This is a genomic window from Thalassotalea fusca, from assembly GCF_053485835.1.
On sequence record NZ_JBQRUN010000007.1, the window covers coordinates 224920 to 248250 of the forward strand.

Here is a 23331-nt window from a genome sequence, read left to right on the forward strand (position 1 = left end):
TGTTGCGATGTAGTGAATATGGTCGTGACATGACAAACAAATAAATTAGGAAAATACATGCAAGAAAATTTAGCCTTTATTTTTCCGGGTCAAGGTTCTCAAACACTTGGAATGTTAAGTGAATTCTCAGAAAACGACGTCGTAAGAAATGTATTTAAGCGCGCTTCTGATGCGCTTGGGTATGATTTATGGGCGTTAATTCAAGATGGGCCAGTAGAAAAGCTAAATCAAACTAACTACACCCAACCGGCGTTACTTACAGCAAGTGTAGCATTATGGGAATTATGGCAAGGTTCTTCGTCAGCAAAGCCTAGTGTACTTGCCGGACATAGCTTAGGTGAGTATTCAGCATTAGTATGTGCTGGCGTACTTTCTCTAGAAGATGCCGTCGTCCTAGTTGAGAAACGTGGCGAATTGATGCAAGCATCTGTACCAGAAGGTGTAGGTGCCATGGCCGCAGTCATTGGACTTGCAGATGACGATATCGTAAAAGCATGTGGTGAAGCAGCGGGCGACCAAGTTGTATCTGCGGTTAACTTTAACTCACCTGGTCAGGTGGTCATCGCAGGACACAAGGATGCTGTTGAAAGAGCTGGAGAGCTGTGTAAAGAGGCAGGTGCTAAAAGAGTATTACCTTTACCAGTAAGTGTTCCTTCACATTGCGCATTAATGAAAGATGCTGCGGATAAATTAGCTAATGAGCTTGATGCGATTACATTTAATGCACCACAAATTCCTGTTATCAATAATGTCGATGTTGCGATTGAAAGCGATGCACATGCAATTAAACAAGCGTTAGTTAAACAGTTATATAGTCCAGTGCGTTGGACTGAAAGCGTGCAAAAAATGTCGACGTCAGGTGTCGAAATTGCCCTAGAAGTCGGCCCTGGAAAAGTATTACAAGGTTTATTGAAGCGAATCGACAAAGCTTTAGTAAGTGTGTCAATAAATGATCAGGCAACGCTCGAGAAAGCGTTGGCGTGTGTTGAATAGGATAGTTATGTTTGATTTAAACGAAAAAGTTGTATTAGTAACTGGTGCTAGTCGTGGTATTGGTAAAGCAATTGCTACACAACTTAAGGAACTAGGCGCTACAGTTATTGGTACCGCAACGTCTGAACATGGTGCCGAAAAAATTAGCGAATACCTAGGTGAAGGTTGTGGCCAAGTGCTAAATGTAACTAACGATGAGTCAATTAACGCATTGTTTGAAGCAATTAAAGCAAAATTTGGTACTGTAGATATTCTCGTTAACAACGCGGGTATTACGCGTGATAACCTATTTATGCGTATGAAAGATGAAGAGTGGGATGACATCATCAACACGAACTTATCATCAGTTTTCAAAATTAGTAAAGCTGTCATGCGTCCAATGATGAAAAAGCGTAATGGTCGCATTATCAATATTGGCTCAGTTGTTGGCACAATGGGCAACGCAGGCCAGGTAAATTATGCTGCGGCTAAAGCAGGCTTAATTGGGTTCACTAAATCATTGGCTCGCGAAGTGGCATCACGTGGTATCACTGTAAACACTATTGCCCCAGGTTTTATTGACACTGATATGACACAAACATTAACGGATGAGCAAAAAGAAGGTATTTTTTCACAAGTACCTGCAAACCGATTAGGTAAGCCAGAAGAAATTGCTAGCGCTGTTGCTTTTTTAGCCTCTGACGCTGCTGCATACATTACTGGTGAAACTTTGCATGTTAATGGTGGCATGTATATGGTTTAATCAATAATGGTAAAATTATTGATAAATCAACGTGCTTTAGCATAATATATTAATGGTCAACAGGTTAGACCAGCATAAAAAGCAAAATTAGAAGCTTGCATGGTGAGCTGTTGACGAATACACTACACGCAATTTGAAAAAATTGTATTTTCTAGTAAAGGAAACAAAATGAGTACTATCGAAGAACGCGTTAAAAAAATTACTGTTGAGCAACTAGGTGTTAGCGAAGACGAAGTTAAAAATGAAGCTTCATTTGTTGACGACTTAGGTGCTGACTCACTAGACACAGTAGAGTTAGTAATGGCGTTAGAAGAAGAATTTGATACAGAAATTCCAGACGAAGAAGCAGAAAAGATCACTACAGTTCAAGCTGCTATCGACTACGTTACTGCTAACCAGTAATGTGAACAATCAGGCGGTCTTTACCGCCTGATTTGCTTTATTCAGCCATTAATGGCTACATTGATACCTTTCTCTATTCTTATCTATCGGAGGCAACTCATCCTATGCGGCGTGTTGTAGTTACCGGTCTTGGTATGTTAAGCCCACTTGGGAATACTCCTGAAGCTACCTGGCAAAATTTGATGGCAGGTAAAAGCGGCATTAGTAATATCGAGCATTTTGATACATCTGATTACACAACCAAATTTGCTGGCTTAGTTAGTGGTTTTCAAGTTGAAGACTATATGGCCAAAAAAGATGCCAAAAAAATGGACTTGTTCATTCAGTATGGTATTGCAGCTGGTTCACAGGCAATTGCAGATTCGGGCATTGAAATTAATGATGAAAACGCCGAGCGTATCGGTGTTGCCATTGGTTCAGGCATTGGTGGTCTTGGTTTAATTGAAGAAAATCACGAAAAAATGTTAAAAAGCGGCCCTAGAAAGCTTTCGCCTTTCTTTGTGCCTTCAACAATTATTAACATGATTTCTGGCAATTTATCGATTAAATACGGATTAAAAGGGCCAAACATTACTATTGTTACAGCCTGTACTAGTGGCGTGCATAACATCGGCCATGCAGCGCGAATGATCGCTTACGGTGATGCAGACGCAATGGTTGCTGGCGGTGCAGAAAAAGCGTCAACACCTATGGGTATGGGTGGATTTGGTGCAGCACGTGCTTTGTCTACCAGAAATGATGCGCCTCAACAGGCTTCTCGTCCTTGGGATAAAGACCGTGATGGCTTTGTTCTTGGTGATGGTGCTGGAGTTGTTGTATTAGAAGAATACGAAACAGCAAAAGCACGTGGTGCTAAAATTTATGCTGAGCTTGTCGGATTCGGAATGAGTGGTGATGCATACCATATGACATCACCTCCGTCTGATGGCGCAGGCGCTGCACAGTCTATGAAAAATGCCATTAACGACGCAAAAGTTGATTTAACCAAAATTGGTTATATTAATGCGCATGGCACTTCAACGCCTGCGGGTGATATTGCAGAAACTAATGCGGTGAAATCTATTTTTGGTGATCATGCGCACAAGTTAATGGTGGGCTCTACTAAATCGATGACAGGTCACTTATTAGGGGCTGCTGGATCGGTAGAAGCGATATTCACGATACAAGCACTAGTGAATGGTCAGGTGCCTCCAACAATTAACTTGGATAACCCAGATGAAGGGTGCGATCTCGATTATGTTGCTCATACTGGTCGTGATGCGTCACTTGAGTTTGCTTTATGTAACTCGTTTGGGTTTGGTGGCACAAACGGCTCATTGCTATTTAAGAAAATTTAGTCGCTTAATTATCATCAATTAAGACGATAAATTGCTTGAAGCGCAGTTAATAAACCTGAATACTATGTTAAAGTATTCAGGTTTTTTCATTTCTAATAGTCGTTTATATGCGCTTTAGTTCGCTTAATTTTCAAGAAATATCTCACGTAAACTCGCAAGAGCGAGGATTTTCTTACGGGGATGGTCACTTTACTACCGCTAGAATCCACAAAGGACAGATTCAATTTCTACACGCACATCTTGAGCGTTTACAACACGGAAATGAAGCCTTGTTTTTGGGAAATGTTGAGTGGCAAAAGCTTGCTATCTATGTAAAAAGCGTTGCCGCCAGTTTTGACGAGGGCGTATTAAAAATAGTAATTACCGCTGGTAGTGGTGGGCGTGGATATGCCAGAGATGAAAACGCGCAGCCTAATGTTTATGTTTTTGTGTATGATACTGTTGCTCATTATGTTGATTGGAAACGTAATGGCATATCTTTAGGTGTTGCAACCTTTCAATTGGGTGATAACCCGGCGCTTGCGGGGATTAAACATTTAAATCGCTTAGAACAAGTACTCATTAGACGCGAACTAGACACTAGATACGAGCAGGAATTGCTGGTTACAGATCTTCAGGGTTTTATTGTCGAAGCGAGTTGCAGCAATGTCTTTTGGTTCGACGGACAACAGTGGTTCACTCCAAGCATAACTGGCGCTGGTATCGCGGGGGTTATGAGAAGTAAGCTAATGAATCTATTACCTGATGTTAAATTAGTTAACTCAAGAATAAACGTGCTTTCCGGTGCAATGTCGATGTTTGTTTGCAACTCGGTTATGCAGGTAGTGCCTGTGGCAACATTTCAAGGACAGTCATTAGATATGGCACCTGTTAGAGACATTATCAATAGGTTTGAACGTTATGCAAACTAATAGTAAACAGATTAAACTTGTCTTTTTAAGTTGCTTACTGTTAATAGTGAGTATGGCGGGTATCTTACTATTTTTAACCCATCAGGTCGTACGAGAACCAGTTCTCGTTTCTCAGCCTAAATTATTTAAGATTTCAAAGGGCAGCAGTTTTAATCAGATCAGTAAGCAATTGGTAGAACAAAATATCATCAGTGAACGATTCTGGTTGAGAAACTATGTACGCTTATATCCAACCTTAGCCCAAATTAAAGCAGGGACTTATCAAATTTTACCGAACCATAATGTAGGTGAAGTACTTAACATGATGAACAAAGGCGATGAGCACCAGTTCTATATTACTTTTGTAGAAGGTACTCGTCTGTCCGACTGGCTTAAGATCATAGCCGAGCACCCAAATATCCAACAAAAAGTAGAAAGTCATCACTACGCCGATATTGCAAGAGCGATAGGTATTGAAAACTTGCATCCAGAAGGCATGTTTTTCCCAGATACTTATGCATTCACTGATAATACGACTGATATCGCCATACTTAAGCGCGCGTACCAACGAATGAACCAAGAGTTGACAAAAGTTTGGCAACAAAGAGAATTGGGATTGCCACTTAATAGTGATTATGAGGCGTTGATACTGGCGTCTATTATTGAAAAGGAATCGGCAGATAAATCCGAATATCGTCGCATTAGTTCTGTATTTATTAATCGATTAAATAAGAAAATGCGATTACAAACAGATCCAACGGTTATATACGGTGTAAGAGACGAATATCAAGGTGACATTAAACGTAGTCATTTAAACGATGTAAATGCCTATAATACCTATAAAATAAAAGGGTTACCGCCAACTCCTATTGCTATGCCTGGGCTTGAGGCACTTAAAGCAGCCGTTGATCCAGAAATCTCAGACTTTTTGTATTTTGTCAGTGATGGAAATGGTCGACACGTGTTTAGCACCAATTTACAAGCGCACAATGAAGCATTGCAAAGGTATTTGCAGAAAACAAAATAACAAGAAATTATTCACCAATGCAGAAAGTCGTGTTGGTTTACTAAAGTTTATCGTATTTAAAGTGGCATACACATGAACTCATGGTTATTACCAGTAAAGAAACAGCTAAGCAAACAGATTCAGCAGGCAAAATTACCACACGCGATTTTGTTAGAAGGTAGTTTAGCACTAGGAGCTGAAGATGTTATGCGGTGGTTGACGAGTGTATTGTTATGCAGTGCAGTACACTATGATGCAAATGACGATGTAATGATTGCTTGTGGTCAATGTAAATCCTGTCAATTGTATGGAAACAGTTCACATCCCGATGCGTTGAACTTATTCCCAGAAAACGGTACTCACGGTGTTGATGTTATTAGGAAAGTTTCACATTTCTTTGAAAAAACAGCACAGTTTAGTGGTGCTCAGGTTGCGACGGTTACTGATGCAGATAAAATGACGGTTGCCGCAGCTAACGCTTTGCTAAAGACGCTCGAAGAACCAACAAATAACAGCTTTATCGTCTTGGTAACTAACGAAACTGAGCGTCTGCTACCGACTATTATGAGTCGATTACATGTGGTGCCTATTAGGCCAACGGGTGTAGAATCATTGGCTCATCTTGGCGATACGTCATTAGTTAATGAGTATAGCCATGCATCACACATGTCGTTCTTGTCATCTATTGAAACGCGAGAACTTTTTGAAGCTTTCTATCGTGGATTCACGTCATTTTTGTTTAATCAAGGTAATCGATTAGAATTGATGAAGCTTATGTCTGATAATCTTTTTGACTTGCGCTGGAGCGAGCAAGTGATCGTAGACTTGATGAGAAATCGTGGTCAATGGCTGAACGCTAATACTCGCTTTGAAGGTGCAGATATTGAAAAGGTTATTCTTTCTGATCACACAATATGGCAAATAAATAAATGCTTATTAGAAAAGCTATGGATCTTAAATGAGCAACCTCAAGCCAACAGACAAATGATTTTTGAGTCATACTTGATTGAGATACAGGCATTAATTGAACAAAATCAAATGAGATAAAATAGTTATGGAAAATTTATATTTAGAATTTGTTACAGATAGAGACCTTTATCAAGCTTATATGCCTTTTTTAAAAAATGGTGGATTGTTTATTCGCACAACCGATTCCTACGAGCTTGGACATGAGGTGTTATTGCAGGTAACTTTACCTGACTCGTTGGAAGCCAGTGAGATACAGGGTAAAATAGTGTGGCTTACACCTGTTGGGGCACAAAATGGAACACCTGCAGGTATAGGTATTAGTTTTGTTGAAGATCCTGATAACGTTAGAAATCAAATAGAAAAGTCGATAGGCAGGTTGCTAAGTTCATCTGATCCTACCTTGACTATGTAAATTGGAGTTGTTTTGTTTATAGATTCTCATTGCCATTTAGATCGCCTTGATCTGGAAGAGTTTAATGGCGATATTGCACAAGTTGTTAAGAATGCCGAACAGGCAAAAGTTTCACATATGCTGTGTGTGAGTGTTACGTTAAAAGAATTCCCTAGCATGGTGGAAAAAACACATGAGTTTGAAAATGTGTCACTGTCCTGTGGGGCTCACCCATTGAACCAAGAAGATGCGATAGACAGTGAACATCTTTATGAGTTAGCGCAACACCCAAGAGTTATTGCAATCGGTGAAACTGGCTTAGATTATTTCTATGCACCTGAAACTAAAGCACTGCAACTCGATTCTTTCAAGAAGCACGTAAGTGTTGCCCGTCGTTTAAATAAGCCCTTAATTATTCATACACGTGATGCTCAGCAAGACACTTTAGATATTTTACGTAATGAACAAGCGGATGAGGTTGGCGGAATATTGCATTGCTTTACCGAAAGCTGGGAAATGGCTGAACAAGCAATAGCAATGGGCTTTTATATTTCATTCTCCGGCATTGTCACCTTTAAAAATGCAAGCGCATTACGTGAAGTTGCCAAGAAAGTCCCTAGCGATAGATTTCTTATTGAAACTGATGCGCCTTACTTAGCGCCAGTTCCTCACCGCGGAAAACAAAATCAACCAGCCTATGTTGCAGATGTAGCTAAGTTTTTGGCAAGTGTAAGAGGAACCTCTGTTGAAGTCATAGCACAACAGTCTACTGATAACTTCAATCGGTTATTTAATTTCCCTTCATCTAGATAGAGTACTGAAGTAATTCCCCACAATAAAAATGGCCCGAAACTATTTCTAGTATCGGGCTCAGGGGAATGGCTCAATAGGAGGTGAGCCGTGCGCTAATTAACTTGTCATTTGCTAAATTAGTTAACTATATGTTTGCGAGCATTTAGTTAAAAAGTAAATCCAGTAAATAAAGTGTAGTGTAAAGATTACATTTTGCTAATTTTTATACAATAAAATCGAATTTAATTTTATCTGATTGTTTTATATGGGTTTATTTTGTTGTTGCCGTGGTTTGTCTCCAGCTTTGTTACAGGTTCTTCAGGGGTTAGTCACTTATTTTGCACAGGTTATGAACAGGGTGGTACTGTTGTATAACTTTGAAATGCACTAGCCGTATGTCATCATTAATACTTTGACTCCCCTAGGATTATTTAATGCTTAATCGGATTTGGCTCAGTTTTTTTATCGTTGCCTTTGTTTCCGCGATTTATCAATGGCAGATATTGGATAATCATCTAATTTTTGAGGCTGTTATCCAGTCAATATTTTCAATGTCCAAAGTGACTGTTGAGATAGCCATCGGGCTTATTGGAATATTAAGTTTTTGGTTGGGGATGATGAAAATTGCGGAGCATGCAGGATTGATTGAAAAGTTGTCTATTGCGATCTCTCCACTTTTTACGCGATTAATGCCTGAAGTGCCAAAAGGTCATCCGGCCATTGGCTCTATGACAATGAATCTGTCAGCTAACTTTCTCGGTTTAGATAATGCAGCGACACCGCTTGGTTTAAAAGCCATGCAAGACCTACAAACACTAAACCCTAGTAAAGAGTCTGCGTCTAATGCCCAAATATTATTCCTCGTACTAAATACATCGTCTGTCACGATGTTTCCCATAGCAGTGTTCATGTATCGAGCGCAACAAGGCGCAGTGAATCCTACAGATGTATTCATTCCCATTTTGTTAGCGACATTTGCATCAACCACAGTTGGGCTCATTGCGGTATCAATTAAGCAGCGTATAAACTTATTACAACCTGTCATTTTATTGTATTTTGCGGTGGGAGTGGCGGTAATGTTAAGCATTATGCTTTACTTTGCGAGCTTATCTGCCGATGCATTAGGGCAAGAGTCCTCGTTATGGGGGAATTTCATTATATTGTCGACACTCATACTTTTTATTTGTGCAGCACAACGTAAAAGAGTCAATGTGTACGATAGTTTTATCGAAGGAGCAAAGGAAGGTTTTGAGACCAGTATAAAGCTGATTCCATACTTACTGGCAATGCTTTGTGCAATAGGAATGTTGCGAGCAAGTGGAGCGTTAGAGCTGGTTGTTGAGTCAATTAGGCACCTCGTATTGTTGTTTAATGGTGACGTTCGATTTGTCGATGCTTTACCTACGGCTATTTTAAAACCATTAAGTGGCTCAGGTGCTCGCGCTATGATGATCGAGACGATGAATACTTATGGAGCAGACTCTTTTGCTGGTAGATTATCGTCAATTATGCAGGGATCAACAGAAACGACATTCTATGTATTGGCCGTTTATTTTGGTGCCGTGGGTATTAAGAAAACTCGGCATGCTGTTGGCTGTGGATTAATTGCGGATTTCGCTGGGATTTGCGCCGCAATCGCAGTGTGCTATTGGTTCTTTGGCTAATGGCAATTAACGTCGTTCTCAAGCAAATATTACATTTACTTTAAATTGTCGACAATTTATGGGTTGTTAACTTGACTTAGTAGAATTATCAGCTACCATTCCTTTATCTAGTTTTAATCTGTCGACAATATATGGCACTTGATAATCCGACTAAACAGGTACCTGTAACTACCGCAGATCGTGTCTTTGACCAAATGCAAAGTGCGATTGTTGAGGGAGTCATTCCTGCTGGTAGCAAAATTAGTGAGCCAGAGCTTTCCAAACAATATCAAATTAGCCGCTCTACACTTAGAGAAGCGCTGAATCGTCTCGAAAAATGTCACCTGATTGAACGTAAACCTAATGTTGGGTCGCGTGTGGTCGAATGCACTACACAGGGATTATTAGACATATATATCGTACGTGAAGCACTTGAAGGTATGGCATGTCGACAAGCGGCTATAAACATGACTGACGATGAAATTGTCGACATGAAGAATATGCTTGCTTATCACGCCAAAGCAAAAGCATTACAAGATGGAACTGCCTATTATCAAGAAGAAGGTGATTTAGATTTTCACTATAAAGTTATATTAGGTAGTCATAATCAAGAACTCATCAATATTCTCTGTGGTCAATTGTACCACTTAGTGCGCATGTATCGATGCCAGTTTGGGATGAATAGTCCACGGGCATCTAGAGCATTTGAAGAACACTCCCGAATTATAGACGCTATTGCCGATCGAGATGGTGAATTGGCTGAAATGTTGATGCGACGTCATATTGCCGCATCACGTAGAAATATCGAGAAGAAAATTGCCGAGCAATCGGAACAACAAAATTTACAACAAGAGGACAACTAATATGTCTGCAACACTTAGCCCTGGCGCAAAATTTCGTCAGGCTTTAAAGAATAATAAACCACTACAAATAGTTGGCACTATTAACGCTTATTGCGCAATGATGGCCGAACAACTAGGTCATCAGGCAATTTATTTATCAGGTGGTGGAGTTGCAAATGCTTCATACGGATTACCTGACTTAGGCATGACGTCATTAAATGACGTTATTGCTGATGTTCAGCGCATCACTTCAGCGTCTAGCCTACCGTTAATGGTAGATATTGATACAGGTTGGGGTGGAGCATTTAACATAGCCAAAACGATTCGCGACATGGAAAAAGCGGGGGCAGCAGCCGTTCACATTGAAGATCAGGTAGCGCAAAAGCGTTGTGGTCATCGCCCGAATAAAGAAATAGTTTCTGTTGCAGAAATGGCTGATCGTATCAAAGCGGCTGTAGATGCTCGCACTGATAAAGACTTTTTCATCATGGCTCGAACTGATGCATTTGCACAAGAAGGCTTAGAGGCGGCAATCGAGCGTGCTAAGGCGTATGTTGCTGCTGGTGCTGACGGTATTTTTGCAGAAGCGGTACAAACAGAAGAACATTACCGTGCGTTTGCTGAGGCGTTGGATGTTCCAATTCTGGCAAACATTACTGAGTTTGGTAAGACTGAGTTGTGGAACAAAGAGCAATTGGGTGAGTGGGGATGCGATATGGTGTTGTACCCATTGTCCGCATTTAGAGCAATGAACAAAGCCGCAGAATTGGTTTATAAGACGTTATTAGCCGAAGGTGATCAAAAATCAGTCATCGACCAAATGCAAACTCGCATGGAATTATACGATTATCTTGGTTATCACGAGTACGAGCAAAAGTTAGATTCGTTATTTGCTGAAGGTAAGAATAAGTAAATAGTTAAAATTTATAAAAAATCTCAACGTGTACCAAGTGTTGAAACAATGAAACTACTTGGTTCCGACAAGTTGAATATGAGGAAAATGTTATGGTAGACAAGAAATTAGGTGGTGCAGGCCTCAGAGGCCAAAGTGCGGGCGAAACGAAACTATGTACTGTAGGGAAGTCAGGTACAGGTTTAACTTATTGTGGTTATGACATTTCAGATTTAGCTGAAAATGCTACGTTTGAAGAGGTTGCATATTTATTATTCAATGGTGAGTTACCAACGGTAGAACAATTAGCAGCGTACAAAGCTGAATTAGTTAACATGCGCGATCTGCCACAAGCATTAAAAGAAGTACTACAACGAATTCCTGCTGATGCACACCCAATGGATGTAATGCGTACCGGTTGTTCATTCTTAGGTAACTTAGAGCCTGAAACTGATTTTAGCCAACAAAACCGAGCGGCAAACCGTTTATTGGCAGCGTTTCCTGCCATCATGTGTTACTGGTACCGTTTTAGCCATGACGGCGTAGAAATTGACTGTATTACTGATGAAGAGTCAATTGGCGGTCATTTCCTTGCGTTACTTACGGGCAAGACACCTTCTGACCAGCATCGTCGTGTGATGGACGTATCACTTATTTTATACGCAGAACATGAATTCAACGCGTCTACATTCACTGCACGTGTTTGTGCATCAACTTTATCTGATATGTTTTCGTGTGTTACTGGCGCGATTGGTTCACTTCGCGGCCCTCTACATGGTGGTGCCAATGAAGCTGCAATGGATATGATCCAAAAGTTCACTTCACCTGAAGATGCCAAGATAAAAATGTCTGAAATGCTGGCGCGCAAAGAAAAGATCATGGGCTTTGGTCACGCAGTATATAGCGAGTCTGATCCGCGTAACGCTATCATTAAAGGTTGGTCAGAAAAGTTAGCACACGAATTTGGTGATAGCTCACTTTACGATATTTCTGTCGCCTGTGAAGAGTTCATGTGGGATACCAAAAAGCTATTTTGTAACGCTGATTTCTTCCATGCATCGGCTTATCACTTTATGGGAATTCCAACTAAACTATTTACACCGATATTTGTAATGTCGCGTGTAACAGGTTGGGCTGCACATGTAATGGAACAACGTGATAATAACCGTATTATTCGTCCAAGTGCTGATTACATTGGTGTAGAACCAAGAAAAGTGATCCCTATTGCTGACAGGTAGCATAGGCGTACTGTGAAGACATAATAGAATAGCGCCACTGTGGGCGCTATTCCTATATTATGCACTGCTCATTTGAACGATTTGATTTACCTAGCTATCAAGCGTCAAAATAAAAGGAGTGAGCTTTACCAATTGTTTAATTCATTTGGTTTTGGTTCACCCAGACAAACAATATTCTGGAAAAGTTATGAATACCTTATACCGCAAAGCCTTATCAGGTACAGGTCTCGATTATTATGATACCCGAGAGGCCGTCGAAGCAATTAAACCTGGTGCTTATGAAAAACTTCCATATACCTCTCGTGTACTTGCTGAAAACCTTGTTAGACGTTGTGAACCAGAAAAACTGGAAGCATCGTTAACACAAATTATTGAACGTAAGCGCGATTTAGATTTTCCTTGGTTCCCTGCACGCGTTGTCTGTCATGACATTCTAGGACAAACCGCATTAGTCGATTTGGCTGGTTTGCGCGATGCGATCGCCAAGAAAGGTGGAGATCCGTCAAAAGTTAATCCAGTTGTGCCGACCCAGTTGATCGTTGATCACTCATTAGCTGTTGAACATGGCGGTTTTGAAAAGGATGCGTTCGAAAAAAACAGAGCAATTGAAGATCGACGCAATGAAGATCGCTTTCACTTCATTAATTGGACAAAAACAGCGTTCAAGAATGTGGATGTTATCCCTCCTGGCAACGGCATTATGCACCAAATCAATTTGGAAAAAATGTCACCCGTTATCCATGCACGCGATGGCATCGCATTTCCTGATACATTAGTCGGTACCGATAGTCATACTCCACATGTTGATGCGTTAGGTGTTATTGCAATTGGAGTGGGTGGACTAGAAGCTGAGAGTGTTATGTTGGGCCGCGCTTCGTATATGCGCCTTCCTGACATTATTGGTGTAGAACTTACAGGAAAACGACAACCAGGTATCACTGCAACCGACATTGTTCTAGCAATTACAGAATTTTTGCGTAATGAAAAAGTGGTGTCGAGCTACTTAGAGTTTTTTGGTGAAGGTGCGGCTGATTTAACACTTGGCGATAGAGCGACTATTTCTAACATGACCCCAGAGTTCGGCGCTTCGGCTGGCATGTTCTATATTGACCAAAAAACAATTGATTATCTTCGTTTAACGGGACGTGATGATCAACAAATTAAATTGGTAGAGCAGTATGCGAAAACTACAGGCTTGTGGGCTGATGATCTTAATAATGCCGAGTACGAGCGTGTATTAACATTTGATTTATCCACTGTTGGCCGCAACATTGCGGGTCCATCAAACCCACATCGTCGTGTATCTACCACAGATTTAGTTTCACAAGGCATTGCTAAAGATATCGAGCATGAACAAGGTCTAATGCCTGATGGTGCGTGTATTATTGCTGCAATAACCAGTTGTACCAACACTAGTAATCCAAGAAACGTTATTGCTGCTGGTCTGTTGGCACGTAACGCCAATAAATTAGGTTTGAAGCGCAAGCCATGGGTAAAAACGTCGCTAGCACCAGGTTCAAAAGCGGTGCAAATGTACCTTGAAGAGTCAGCTCTTTTACCTGAATTAGAAAAATTGGGCTTTGGCATTGTCGGCTTTGCGTGTACGACATGTAACGGCATGAGTGGAGCACTTGACCCTAAAATTCAGCAGGAAGTGGTTGACCGTGACTTGTATGCAACGGCTGTACTGTCTGGTAATCGTAACTTTGATGGCCGTATTCACCCATATGCCAAGCAGGCATTTTTAGCGTCACCACCTCTCGTTGTAGCGTATGCGATTGCGGGCACGATTCGATTTGATATTGAAAATGATGTGTTAGGTCAGGACGAGCAAGGTAATGACATTACGCTTATAGATATTTGGCCGACTGATGAAGAAATTGATGCAGTAGTGGCAAGTAGTGTTAAGCCTGATCATTTCCGTAAAGTATATGAGCCAATGTTCGATTTAAGCGTTGACTATGGTGAACAAAATAATCCTTTATATGATTGGCGTCCACAAAGCACTTATATTCGTCGCCCGCCATACTGGGAAGGGGCACTTGCAGGCGAGCGTACAATGAAAGGTATGCGTCCGCTAGCTGTTCTAGGTGACAATATTACAACCGACCACCTATCACCATCAAATGCTATATTGGCCTCTAGTGCAGCAGGTGAATATCTTGCAAAGATGGGATTGCCGGAAGAAGACTTTAATTCGTATGCAACACACCGTGGTGACCACCTAACGGCACAACGAGCAACATTCGCAAACCCTAAACTCTTTAACGAAATGGTTATAGAAGATGGTGAGGTTAAGCAAGGTTCTTTGGCACGCATTGAACCAGAAGGCAAAGTGACCCGCATGTGGGAAGCGATTGAGATCTACATGGAACGCAAACAACCACTTATCATTATTGCTGGTGCCGACTATGGTCAGGGGTCTTCTCGTGATTGGGCTGCAAAAGGTGTTCGTTTAGCCGGTGTCGAAGTCATTGTAGCTGAAGGGTTTGAACGTATTCACAGAACTAATCTTGTGGGAATGGGCGTGTTACCTTTAGAGTTCATCAATGGTGATACCCGCCATACTTATAATATCGACGGCACAGAGCAGTACGATGTTATTGGGGAGCGTACGCCAGGGGCACAGTTAACACTGATTATTACTCGCAAAAATGGTGATGTGGTAGAGGTACCAGTGAAATGCCGCCTAGATACCGCTGAAGAAGTGTCGATCTATGAAGCTGGTGGTGTTTTGCAGCGATTTGCACAAGACTTTCTTGAGTCTTCAGCTCACTAATTGCTTTCAAACTTAAGCAGGTAATCTCTACAAAGGTTACCTGCTTTTTCTAAGGAATATTATTAATGTCATTTGCACCTCAAATGAAAATACCTGCAACTTATATGCGCGGTGGTACGAGCAAAGGGGTATTTTTCAATCTTAATGATTTGCCTGTTGAAGCACAGGTAGCAGGCGAAATCCGCGACAAGATTTTACTACGTGTGATTGGTAGCCCCGATCCATATGGCAAACAAACTGACGGAATGGGCGGGGCAACGTCTAGTACGAGTAAAACGGTGATATTGTCAAAGAGCCAATCTCCGGACCATGATGTTGATTACCTATTTGGCCAAGTAGCGATTGATAAACCATTTATTGATTGGAGTGGTAATTGCGGCAATTTAACAGCTGCTGTTGGTGCATTTGCCATAAACAGTGGTTTAATTGATGCACAACGTATACCTGAAAATGGTGTGGTGCAGGTACGAATTTGGCAGGCTAACATCAAAAAGACAATTATTGCACACATTCCAGTAACTAACTACGAAGTCCAGGAAACCGGTGATTTTCAACTTGATGGCGTTACTTTCCCTGCGGCAGAAGTACGCGTAGATTTTATTGATCCGGCTGATGGTGAAGGGGATATGTTTCCGACGGGCAATCTCGTTGACACATTAGAAGTACCAAACATTGGCACATTTGATGCGACGTTTATTAACGCGGGTATCCCAACAATATTCTTGCGTGCTAATGATATTGGCTATACAGGTACAGAATTACAAGATGCAATAAACAACGACGAAGATGCGTTAGCACGTTTTGAGCAAATAAGGGCCTATGGCGCGCTTAAGATGGGGTTGATTTCGTCGATTGAAGAAGCTCAACAACGTCAACATACACCAAAGATTGCCTTTGTAGCGCCTGCAGCAAGCTATCAGGCATCAAGCGGTAAAGACATTGGCGTAAAAGATATTGATCTGAGCGTGCGCGCTTTGTCTATGGGGAAATTACACCATGCAATGATGGGAACTGCTGCAGTGGCGATTGGCACAGCAGCGACAATTCCTGGTACATTGGTTAACGAAGCTGCGGGCGGTGGACAGCGTGAATCTGTGACTTTTGGACACCCATCAGGCACGCTAAAGGTTGGTGCACAAGCAACCGCTAGTGAAGGACGTTGGCAGGTGCAACAAGTTAGCATGAGTCGAAGTGCACGAGTATTAATGGAAGGTCTAGTACGTATTCCCATCGAATAAATAAATCGATTACAATTCATCACTTATAAAAGCCTCAATTTAGCGTTACACTGAATTGAGGTTTTTTATTGTATCTATTCAAAGAGAGAAAAATTAACTATGTTCAAGGATGTACATCGACTCAGTTTAAGTCTAGTTGGCGTGGTTGCCATCGCATTTACGAGTTTTATCGCAAATGGTGCGAAGCTTCATCTGCCCGAGAATTTTAGAGCGCTAAGTGTCAATGGGGAAGAACGTAATTTTAGTTTTTTTGCATTGTCCTCATCGCTAGAACTTTGGGTCGGCACTAACGTTATTGAACTTCAGTATCGCGAATTGTTTGACGGAGATGAAGACGATACCATTAAAGTCAGTTCGCGTCCGTTCACCATCGAATTAATGTTAACGAAAGATGAAGATATTTTCTTAAAAGCGCCTATTTTTGAACAAGAAGATCGTGCTCGAGAATATGCAAAGTCGCCTGAATTTTTGATGGTTGATGAAAAGAACAAAAAGGTTCAATTCAAGCGTGTGCTGAAAACACAAACTGCCGTAGATAAAACGCTCGAGAAAGATTTGACTGAACCTGCAAAAGTTGAGGAAAAGCAAGTAGAACAAGTTACCGTAAATTCCACCAATACTCAGATTAATTCACTTACTATGCTCAAGCATTGGTGGCATCAAGCGACTCCGGAGCAAAAGCAAGCGTTTGCGAATTATATTGATAAAGAGCTAGAGGATAAATGATGAAGTTTATTAAATTATTGTTATGTATATCATTATCGGTAACTGCATTGTCAAGTTATAGCGCAGATGGTATTGAGGTTATCGGCAAGTCCAGTATAAAACTTACGCCTGACAGATATGAAATCAATCTGGCGATTGAGGAGCGGGTAGCCAGTGCGAGTAAAGCGAAAGCTATCGTTGACAAAAAAAGTACACTTTTGGTGTCGTCTCTAAAGAAGTTAGGCATAACTGACTCGCAGATTGAGTCTACCCAATTAATGTTAACACCAATCTATGAAAAACCAGATCCTCGTTTTGACCACAGCCGTGTTAATAAAAAAGTAAATAGCCAAATAAAAGTGAAAACTGATATTGAGCTTGATGAAACGCCCGAAATCGTTGTGCCTTATTTTCGTGTGAGCCGGACGTTTACAGTTACATTCACTGAATTTTCGTATTACGACAAGTTGCTAGATAATGCGATAAAAATAGGCATTACTAATATTTCACCACTACAACTGTCTTTTAGTGACACTGAAGAACATTATCAATCAGTTTTATCTGCTGCGGTATTAAATGCCCGAAACAAAGCAGAACAACTGGCGAAAACCATGAACGTTAAATTAGGACAACTGATTAATCTACGCGAATCCTCTTACCATGTGCCAAGATCATACGCAGCAGTGGCCGAAATGCGGACTGGATTTAATTCAAATCATGGCGATCGAGAAATTAGTGCGCAAGTTATCGCCACTTTTGCTATTTTGCCGTAGATAAATATCAATATGTTACGATAATGCTTTAATTTGCTGTTATATCAAGGTATGTTATGCGCATTTTTGTTATGGTGGTCTTAGTTGGATGACTAAATCAGAATTCTATCAACAATTATTACAGCAAATTGAAGCGATAATCGCTGGTGAAGCTGATAATATAGCGAATATGGCGAACGTTAGCGCTGTTCTTTTTGAAGCTCTTGAGCATGTGAATTGGGCGGGATTTTATCGTGTAGTTGGTGATGAATTGGTTTTAGGGCCATTTCAAGGGAAGGTCGCTTGTATCCGTATTCCTCTCGGTAAGGGCGTATGTGGAACAGCCGCTGCGGAAAATACAACGCAATTAGTGGCCGATGTTCATCAATTTGCTGGCCACATTGCATGTGATGCTGCCAGCAATGCTGAAATTGTTATTCCAGTCAGACGGAATGGTGAAGTTGTTGCTGTACTTGATATAGATAGTACCCAGTATCAACGATTTGATGAAGAAGACCAGGCAGGGCTTGAAGCTATTGTCAGGTTGCTTGAAAAAGCATGTTTTTAAGGCATTGAAGTAAATGAAAGAATTTGTTGTTATTCATGACTACCTAGTCTCTGAAGCTGTTGTAGGTGACTGGGACGGCATGGAAGATATGGCAGCAGAAAAACTGAACGAAATTTATCATACCCTTTATGATTATGCAGAAGAGGACATTTCTCCTGAAGAACTGCATCAACTATTGGAGTTGGTATGGGAAAACTGGATAGGTCAGGATGTTTTACCTGAACTTGAAAGTGACGATATTATTGATTGGTGTCAGCATTTGCTCACCAATCGTGATCAATATTTAACAGATTAGAAAGTAAAGTTGTATTATGGAAACTAAACGCACGACAACAAAAGAAATTATCGCTTATTTGGTTGAGCGATTCCCCGCTTGTTTTTCTATAGAGGGGCCCGCAAAACCACTTAAAGTTGGTATTTTTCAGGAATTAGCTGAAGCACTTGAAGGTGACGAAACGGTTAGTAAGACTCGTCTACGTCAGGCGTTGCGTCACTATACGAGTAGCTGGAGATACTTGAAGTCAGTAAAAGTTGGTGCACAGCGAATTGATATTGAAGGCAAGGAAGTTGCTGAGATCGATCAAGAGCAAGCAGATTACGCAAGTAAAACGTTAAAAGAAAGCCAAGAAAAGTTTGGTAACAAAATCAATAAAGACAAGCCAGCTAAAAAAACCTATAAAGGTAAGAAGGCTGATGAGAAAGGTTCTGCAAAAGGTAAAGATAAGAGCAAGTTCAAGACGGTTAAATCAACTAAGCGTGCACAATCGAAAGATCTAGCTAAACTTAAACCTGTAGAGTCAAGTTCTGTAAGTGTTGGTAATAAAGTAAAAGTTCAATTAGGCAACGCCCCAATTGATGCTGTTATTACTGAGGTTGCAGGCAATGACATCAGTGTTCAACTTAATTCTGGTATGGTTGTGAAAACACAGATTAAGAACATTTTTACTGAATAATATGGAGTAACTGGCATGCAAAAATTTAGCGGTATCGCACTTGCCATATCCTTGTCTATTACAAGTGCCCCTCTTTTCGCGTTTTTTGACGTTGATTCAACTAAGTCTTTACCCAATCTAGTTCCTGAAAGTCAGCATGCCACAGCGAGTAAACGAATTACTGCACAGTTTACTCGCGCTCACTATAAAACCGTCGACATGAATGACGTATTGTCTGAGCAAATCTTTGAGCGCTATATCAAGCAGCTTGACTACAATCGTAATGTTTTTCTAGCGGAAGATATAAAATCTTTTGAAAAATATGCTGCTGACTTCGACAATATGATTGCACGAGGAAAATTGGCCACGGCGTTTGAAATTTATAACAAAAATTTAGAGCGTCGGTTAGAACGTTACCGTTATGCCATTACGTTACTCGATAAGCCATTCGATTTCGACAAAGACGAAGCGTATGTGTTCGATCGTGAAGAAGCCGATTGGCCTAAATCGGTTGAAGAACTTAATGAGTTATGGCGATTAAAAGTTAAATATGATGCGCTAAACCTTAAGTTGGCTGGTAAAGATTGGGAAGCGATTCAAGATCGTTTAACAAAGCGCTACAACTATGCGATAAAACGTCTAAAACAAAGTGAAAGTGAAGACGTTTTTCAAGTAGTAATGAACAGCTTTGCGCGTGTCGTAGAGCCGCATACCTCTTATTTGTCGCCACGAAATGCTGAACGCTTTCAAATGGATATGAATTTATCTTTGGAAGGTATTGGCGCAGTGCTGCGTGCGGAAGAAGATTACACCGTGATTCAAAGTATTGTCACGGGTGGTCCGGCAGACAAATCTAAGCAATTGAAGCCAAAAGATCGCATTGTTGGTGTATCGCAAGGTAAAGAAGACTTTGTGGATGTTATCGGTTGGCGATTAGATGATGTCGTTGATTTGATCAAGGGACCGAAAGGGAGCCAAGTGCGTCTTCAGGTGATGGGCGAATCAAGCGATGAAGGCAATATAAGAATTGTATCTATCGTTCGCGACAAGATTATCCTAGAAGATAGGGCGGCGAAGTCAGAAATCTATTACGAAAAACCTGGTGATGAGCAAAGTAAAAAGCTTGGTGTCATTAAAATCCCAAGTTTTTATAACAATCTTTCACGCGACGTTAAGAAAGAAATTGATAAAATTCAGGATGCTGGTGTAGAGGGCATTATTGTCGATTTACGTGGTAATGGCGGCGGTTCGTTGAGCGAAGCAACGTTATTAACTGGCTTGTTTATTGATAAAGGACCTGTTGTTCAGGTTCGAGATAATGCTAATCGCATTTCGGTCAATCGTGATAAAGATGGCGTTTCTTATTTTGATGGTCCGCTAACGGTTATGGTGGATCGATATAGTGCCTCTGCTTCTGAAATATTTTCGGCTGCAATACAAGATTATGGTCGTGGCATCATTATAGGCGAACAAACGTTTGGCAAAGGAACTGTGCAACAACATCGTCCATTGGGTCGTGTTTATGATCTATACGAAAAACCATTGGGAAGTATTCAGTACACGATCGCTAAATTTTATCGCATAAATGGCGGTAGTACTCAGCACAAAGGTGTAGTACCTGATATTGCATTTCCTTCTGCGGTAGAGCCAGAAGAGTGGGGAGAAAGCCGAGAAGAAAACGCCTTGCCGTGGGATCAAGTGCCTAGAGCAAGATATTCTCCGCTAGCAGATATTACTAAAGATTTAACTTATTTGAGTTCGTTGCACAAAGAGCGAATCAAAGACAATGTTGAGTTTAATTACTTGCTTGACGATATTGCTGAATACAAGGCTGAGAAAGATGATATCTCAATTTCGTTGAACTATGAGAAACGTAAGGCGAAGCGTGAGAAAAGCAAAGCTAAGCGGTTAAAGCGAGCTAATGAGCGTCTGGCTATGTTAGGTAAAGAACCAGTTAAATCATTAGACGACCTTCCAGAGGAGCTTGAAGAATTAGATCCATTCTTAGATGAAACAGCCAAAATCACTTTGGATTATGTTTCTCTTGGAAAAGTAGCTCAGAAATAAAATTCAACTTATAGTCAAAAAGCCCGCGCAATATAAGCGGGCTTTTTTTTCGATGAAATTTGGGAGTTATAACTGTAAAGCGATACTAGGGAAGGAGAGACAAAGTGCATATTTATTTGATGTAAGCCGTATAAATAAACAGCGAGCGAAATATCGTTTGAAGAAAACACTTGCACTCTGGGTAAAGTCACGGCATTTTATGCTCCGCACATTAAAACTATTATAAAATTAGTCGTACCAATTCGCATAGTTTATTGAACTAATAAAATAAATGGTCAACACGCGACTTTGTCGCCATGTTCGACGTAACATAACATCGTAAATTTAACCGGGTTATTGTTACAATAGTTTGTTTTTAGGGTGAGATACTTCACCTGTTTTGATATACCACTTCGTTAACGTTGAGCATTTGATGTTCTACTTTGTGGAAATACATAATTGACTATACGAAATGATACAGACCTAAGGTTTGAAGTTCATTTATGACAAATATAACAAGTAGTAAATCACCTAGCTTACTAGAAGCGTTTATCCCTGTAATTGCCCTAATTATCATGCTATCAGCCGCGGTGTCGGTGTTTGGCTCTGATTCCTCTTACGGCCCGAACCAAATTGCGTTACTTATTAGCATGGGTATAGCGATTGTCATTGGTATCAAGAATGGTGTCACATGGAAATCTATCGAAGAGGCGATAGTCAAAGGTATTTCTCTGTCGTTAGGCGCGATTCTTATTTTATTATCTGTAGGTGCACTGATCGGAACATGGTTGTTATCGGGCACAGTACCTACGATGATTTATTATGGACTCATGATACTTGATCCTGCTTGGTTTTATGCAGCTTCATGTATTATTTGTGGTGTAGTTGCAATGAGTATTGGTAGCTCTTGGACTACTGCTGCAACTATCGGTGTGGCATTACTTGGCATTGCACAAGGGTTAGGGTTATCACCGGCAATTACCGCTGGTGCAGTAATTTCAGGTGCCTATTTTGGTGATAAGGTTTCGCCTTTATCAGAAACAACAAACTTAGCGCCTGCAGTTGCCGGCAGTGAGTTATTCGCCCATATTCGCTATATGCTGTGGACAACTGTTCCGTCTATTTGTACTGCGATTATTATTTTTATAGTATTAGGCTTAACTGAAACGTCAGTTGCCACGACTAACTCGATTGCTTTGCTTAATGAACAACTAGCTGCACAATTTGATTTAAGCGTTGTAAACCTCATTCCACTTGTTGTACTACTAGTTTTGGCCATTAAGAAAATGCCAGCGTTTCCAGCGGTATGTATAGGCGCATTGATGGGAGCAATTTGGGCTGTTCTGTTTCAGCAAGAGCTTATTTTGCGTTTGGCAGGTGATGCAGACGCTTTAATGGCGAATGTAACAATAGTTTGGAAAGCATTTTTTGATGGCGTTGCAATTGAAACTGGCAATGAAGAGTTGAATCAATTGTTAAGCGGTGGCGGCATGTCCAGTATGCTAAATACGATTTGGCTAATCATGTGTGCATTAAGCTTTGGCGCAGTATTAGAGCACTTAGGCATGTTGCGTAAGTTCGTTAATGCAATACTAGCGACTGCCAAGTCTACAGGGAGTTTAATTGCCAGCACAGTTGCTACGTGTATCGGAACCAACTTGATTACTGCAGACCAGTATATGGCTATCGTAATGCCTGGTCGCATGTATAAAGAAGAGTATGAAAAACGTGGGTTAGATCCATTGGTGTTAAGTCGTACCTTAGAGGATTCAGGCACGATAACCTCGCCGTTAATTCCTTGGAATACATGTGGAGCGTACATGTACAGTGTGTTAATGGTTAACCCGTTAGAATATATATTCTACTGTTTCTTTAATCTTATTAACCCTGTTTTAGCGGTTGTATACGGCTTTATCGGATTTAAAATTAAAAAATTAGTGACAAACAACTAAGTTTTTTTCTAAATTAATATTTATTCATTATTATAGAAAGCCTGTTATTAAACAGGCTTTCTTTTTGCCTGATGAACTTCAAGGAGTCTCCATGACGGATTTTACCCCAAGATTTTTAGCTGACTATCAGCCAAGTGCGTTCAAGATTGATTCAACCGATCTTACTGTTGAGCTTAGTGATTCGAAAACACGTGTAACGAATCGAATGAAAATGCGCTTTGA

The 23331-nt window shown here is 40.7% G+C and carries 22 protein-coding genes; all 22 read left to right on the top strand.

The features are described from left to right. The first annotated feature begins 57 nt into the window (after window positions 1-57). The 22 genes from fabD to nhaC all read left to right on the top strand — a co-directional run bounded on the left by fabD (window position 58) and on the right by nhaC (window position 23109). Window positions 58-993: an ACP S-malonyltransferase gene (gene fabD / locus ACSLUK_RS11205; protein WP_448548685.1), complete on the top strand. Its 936-nt coding sequence runs from the start codon at window positions 58-60 to the stop codon at window positions 991-993. Between the two features lie 7 nt (window positions 994-1000). Then, complete coding sequence (gene fabG / locus ACSLUK_RS11210; protein WP_448548686.1) at window positions 1001-1735, top strand: 3-oxoacyl-ACP reductase FabG; 735 nt, start codon at window positions 1001-1003, stop codon at window positions 1733-1735. A gap of 168 nt (window positions 1736-1903) precedes the next feature. Beyond that, window positions 1904-2137, top strand: a complete 234-nt coding sequence (gene acpP / locus ACSLUK_RS11215) for an acyl carrier protein (RefSeq protein ID WP_184422433.1) — start codon at window positions 1904-1906, stop codon at window positions 2135-2137. Window positions 2138-2241: 104 nt separating this feature from the next. Next, window positions 2242-3474 carry a beta-ketoacyl-ACP synthase II gene (fabF, locus tag ACSLUK_RS11220; RefSeq protein WP_448548687.1) on the top strand — a complete coding sequence of 411 codons (1233 nt, stop codon included), beginning with the start codon at window positions 2242-2244 and terminating at the stop codon, window positions 3472-3474. A gap of 107 nt (window positions 3475-3581) precedes the next feature. After that, on the top strand, window positions 3582-4385 hold the full coding sequence (gene pabC, locus ACSLUK_RS11225; RefSeq protein WP_448548689.1) for an aminodeoxychorismate lyase: 804 nt from the start codon (window positions 3582-3584) through the stop codon (window positions 4383-4385). After that, window positions 4375-5391 carry an endolytic transglycosylase MltG gene (mltG, locus tag ACSLUK_RS11230; protein WP_448548691.1) on the top strand — a complete coding sequence of 339 codons (1017 nt, stop codon included), beginning with the start codon at window positions 4375-4377 and terminating at the stop codon, window positions 5389-5391. The genes pabC and mltG overlap by 11 nt, the downstream gene beginning before the upstream one ends. Before the next feature lie 72 nt (window positions 5392-5463). Next, window positions 5464-6417: a DNA polymerase III delta subunit-related protein gene (locus ACSLUK_RS11235; RefSeq protein WP_448548693.1), complete on the top strand. Its 954-nt coding sequence runs from the start codon at window positions 5464-5466 to the stop codon at window positions 6415-6417. A gap of 7 nt (window positions 6418-6424) precedes the next feature. Continuing rightward, window positions 6425-6751, top strand: a complete 327-nt coding sequence (locus ACSLUK_RS11240; RefSeq protein WP_448548695.1) for a PilZ domain-containing protein — start codon at window positions 6425-6427, stop codon at window positions 6749-6751. 12 nt (window positions 6752-6763) lie between these two features. Then, on the top strand, window positions 6764-7543 hold the full coding sequence (locus ACSLUK_RS11245) for a TatD family hydrolase (protein WP_448548696.1): 780 nt from the start codon (window positions 6764-6766) through the stop codon (window positions 7541-7543). 413 nt (window positions 7544-7956) lie between these two features. Further along, window positions 7957-9186, top strand: a complete 1230-nt coding sequence (locus ACSLUK_RS11250; protein ID WP_448548697.1) for a spore maturation protein — start codon at window positions 7957-7959, stop codon at window positions 9184-9186. Window positions 9187-9317: 131 nt separating this feature from the next. Beyond that, window positions 9318-10028, top strand: coding sequence for a GntR family transcriptional regulator (locus ACSLUK_RS11255; RefSeq protein ID WP_448548699.1), 711 nt, complete (start codon window positions 9318-9320; stop codon window positions 10026-10028). A 1-nt stretch (window position 10029) separates the two neighbouring features. Further along, window positions 10030-10920, top strand: a complete 891-nt coding sequence (gene prpB / locus ACSLUK_RS11260; protein WP_448548701.1) for a methylisocitrate lyase — start codon at window positions 10030-10032, stop codon at window positions 10918-10920. A 92-nt stretch (window positions 10921-11012) separates the two neighbouring features. Further along, complete coding sequence (prpC, locus tag ACSLUK_RS11265) at window positions 11013-12137, top strand: bifunctional 2-methylcitrate synthase/citrate synthase (RefSeq protein ID WP_448548702.1); 1125 nt, start codon at window positions 11013-11015, stop codon at window positions 12135-12137. A gap of 187 nt (window positions 12138-12324) precedes the next feature. Further along, on the top strand, window positions 12325-14916 hold the full coding sequence (acnD, locus tag ACSLUK_RS11270) for a Fe/S-dependent 2-methylisocitrate dehydratase AcnD (protein ID WP_448548704.1): 2592 nt from the start codon (window positions 12325-12327) through the stop codon (window positions 14914-14916). Between the two features lie 65 nt (window positions 14917-14981). Beyond that, complete coding sequence (gene prpF / locus ACSLUK_RS11275; protein WP_448548706.1) at window positions 14982-16154, top strand: 2-methylaconitate cis-trans isomerase PrpF; 1173 nt, start codon at window positions 14982-14984, stop codon at window positions 16152-16154. A 99-nt stretch (window positions 16155-16253) separates the two neighbouring features. Next, window positions 16254-16880 (top strand): DUF2057 family protein, encoded by a 627-nt coding sequence (locus ACSLUK_RS11280; RefSeq protein WP_448548708.1) that lies wholly within the window; start codon window positions 16254-16256, stop codon window positions 16878-16880. Continuing rightward, a complete protein-coding gene (locus tag ACSLUK_RS11285; protein ID WP_448548709.1) occupies window positions 16877-17632 on the top strand; it encodes an SIMPL domain-containing protein in 756 nt (251 codons plus the stop codon). Before ACSLUK_RS11280 ends, ACSLUK_RS11285 begins: the two co-directional genes overlap by 4 nt. An 88-nt stretch (window positions 17633-17720) precedes the next feature. Further along, entirely contained in the window at window positions 17721-18179 is a 459-nt protein-coding gene (gene msrC / locus ACSLUK_RS11290) for a free L-methionine (R)-S-oxide reductase MsrC (protein ID WP_448548711.1), read from the top strand. Between the two features lie 13 nt (window positions 18180-18192). Further along, on the top strand, window positions 18193-18474 hold the full coding sequence (locus ACSLUK_RS11295; protein ID WP_448548713.1) for a hypothetical protein: 282 nt from the start codon (window positions 18193-18195) through the stop codon (window positions 18472-18474). Window positions 18475-18490: 16 nt separating this feature from the next. After that, window positions 18491-19132, top strand: coding sequence for an RNA chaperone ProQ (proQ, locus tag ACSLUK_RS11300; protein ID WP_448548715.1), 642 nt, complete (start codon window positions 18491-18493; stop codon window positions 19130-19132). A 15-nt stretch (window positions 19133-19147) separates the two neighbouring features. Further along, window positions 19148-21178, top strand: coding sequence for a carboxy terminal-processing peptidase (prc, locus tag ACSLUK_RS11305; RefSeq protein ID WP_448548717.1), 2031 nt, complete (start codon window positions 19148-19150; stop codon window positions 21176-21178). A 482-nt stretch (window positions 21179-21660) separates the two neighbouring features. Continuing rightward, window positions 21661-23109 carry a Na+/H+ antiporter NhaC gene (gene nhaC, locus ACSLUK_RS11310; RefSeq protein ID WP_448548719.1) on the top strand — a complete coding sequence of 483 codons (1449 nt, stop codon included), beginning with the start codon at window positions 21661-21663 and terminating at the stop codon, window positions 23107-23109. The last annotated feature ends 222 nt before the right edge of the window (window positions 23110-23331 follow it).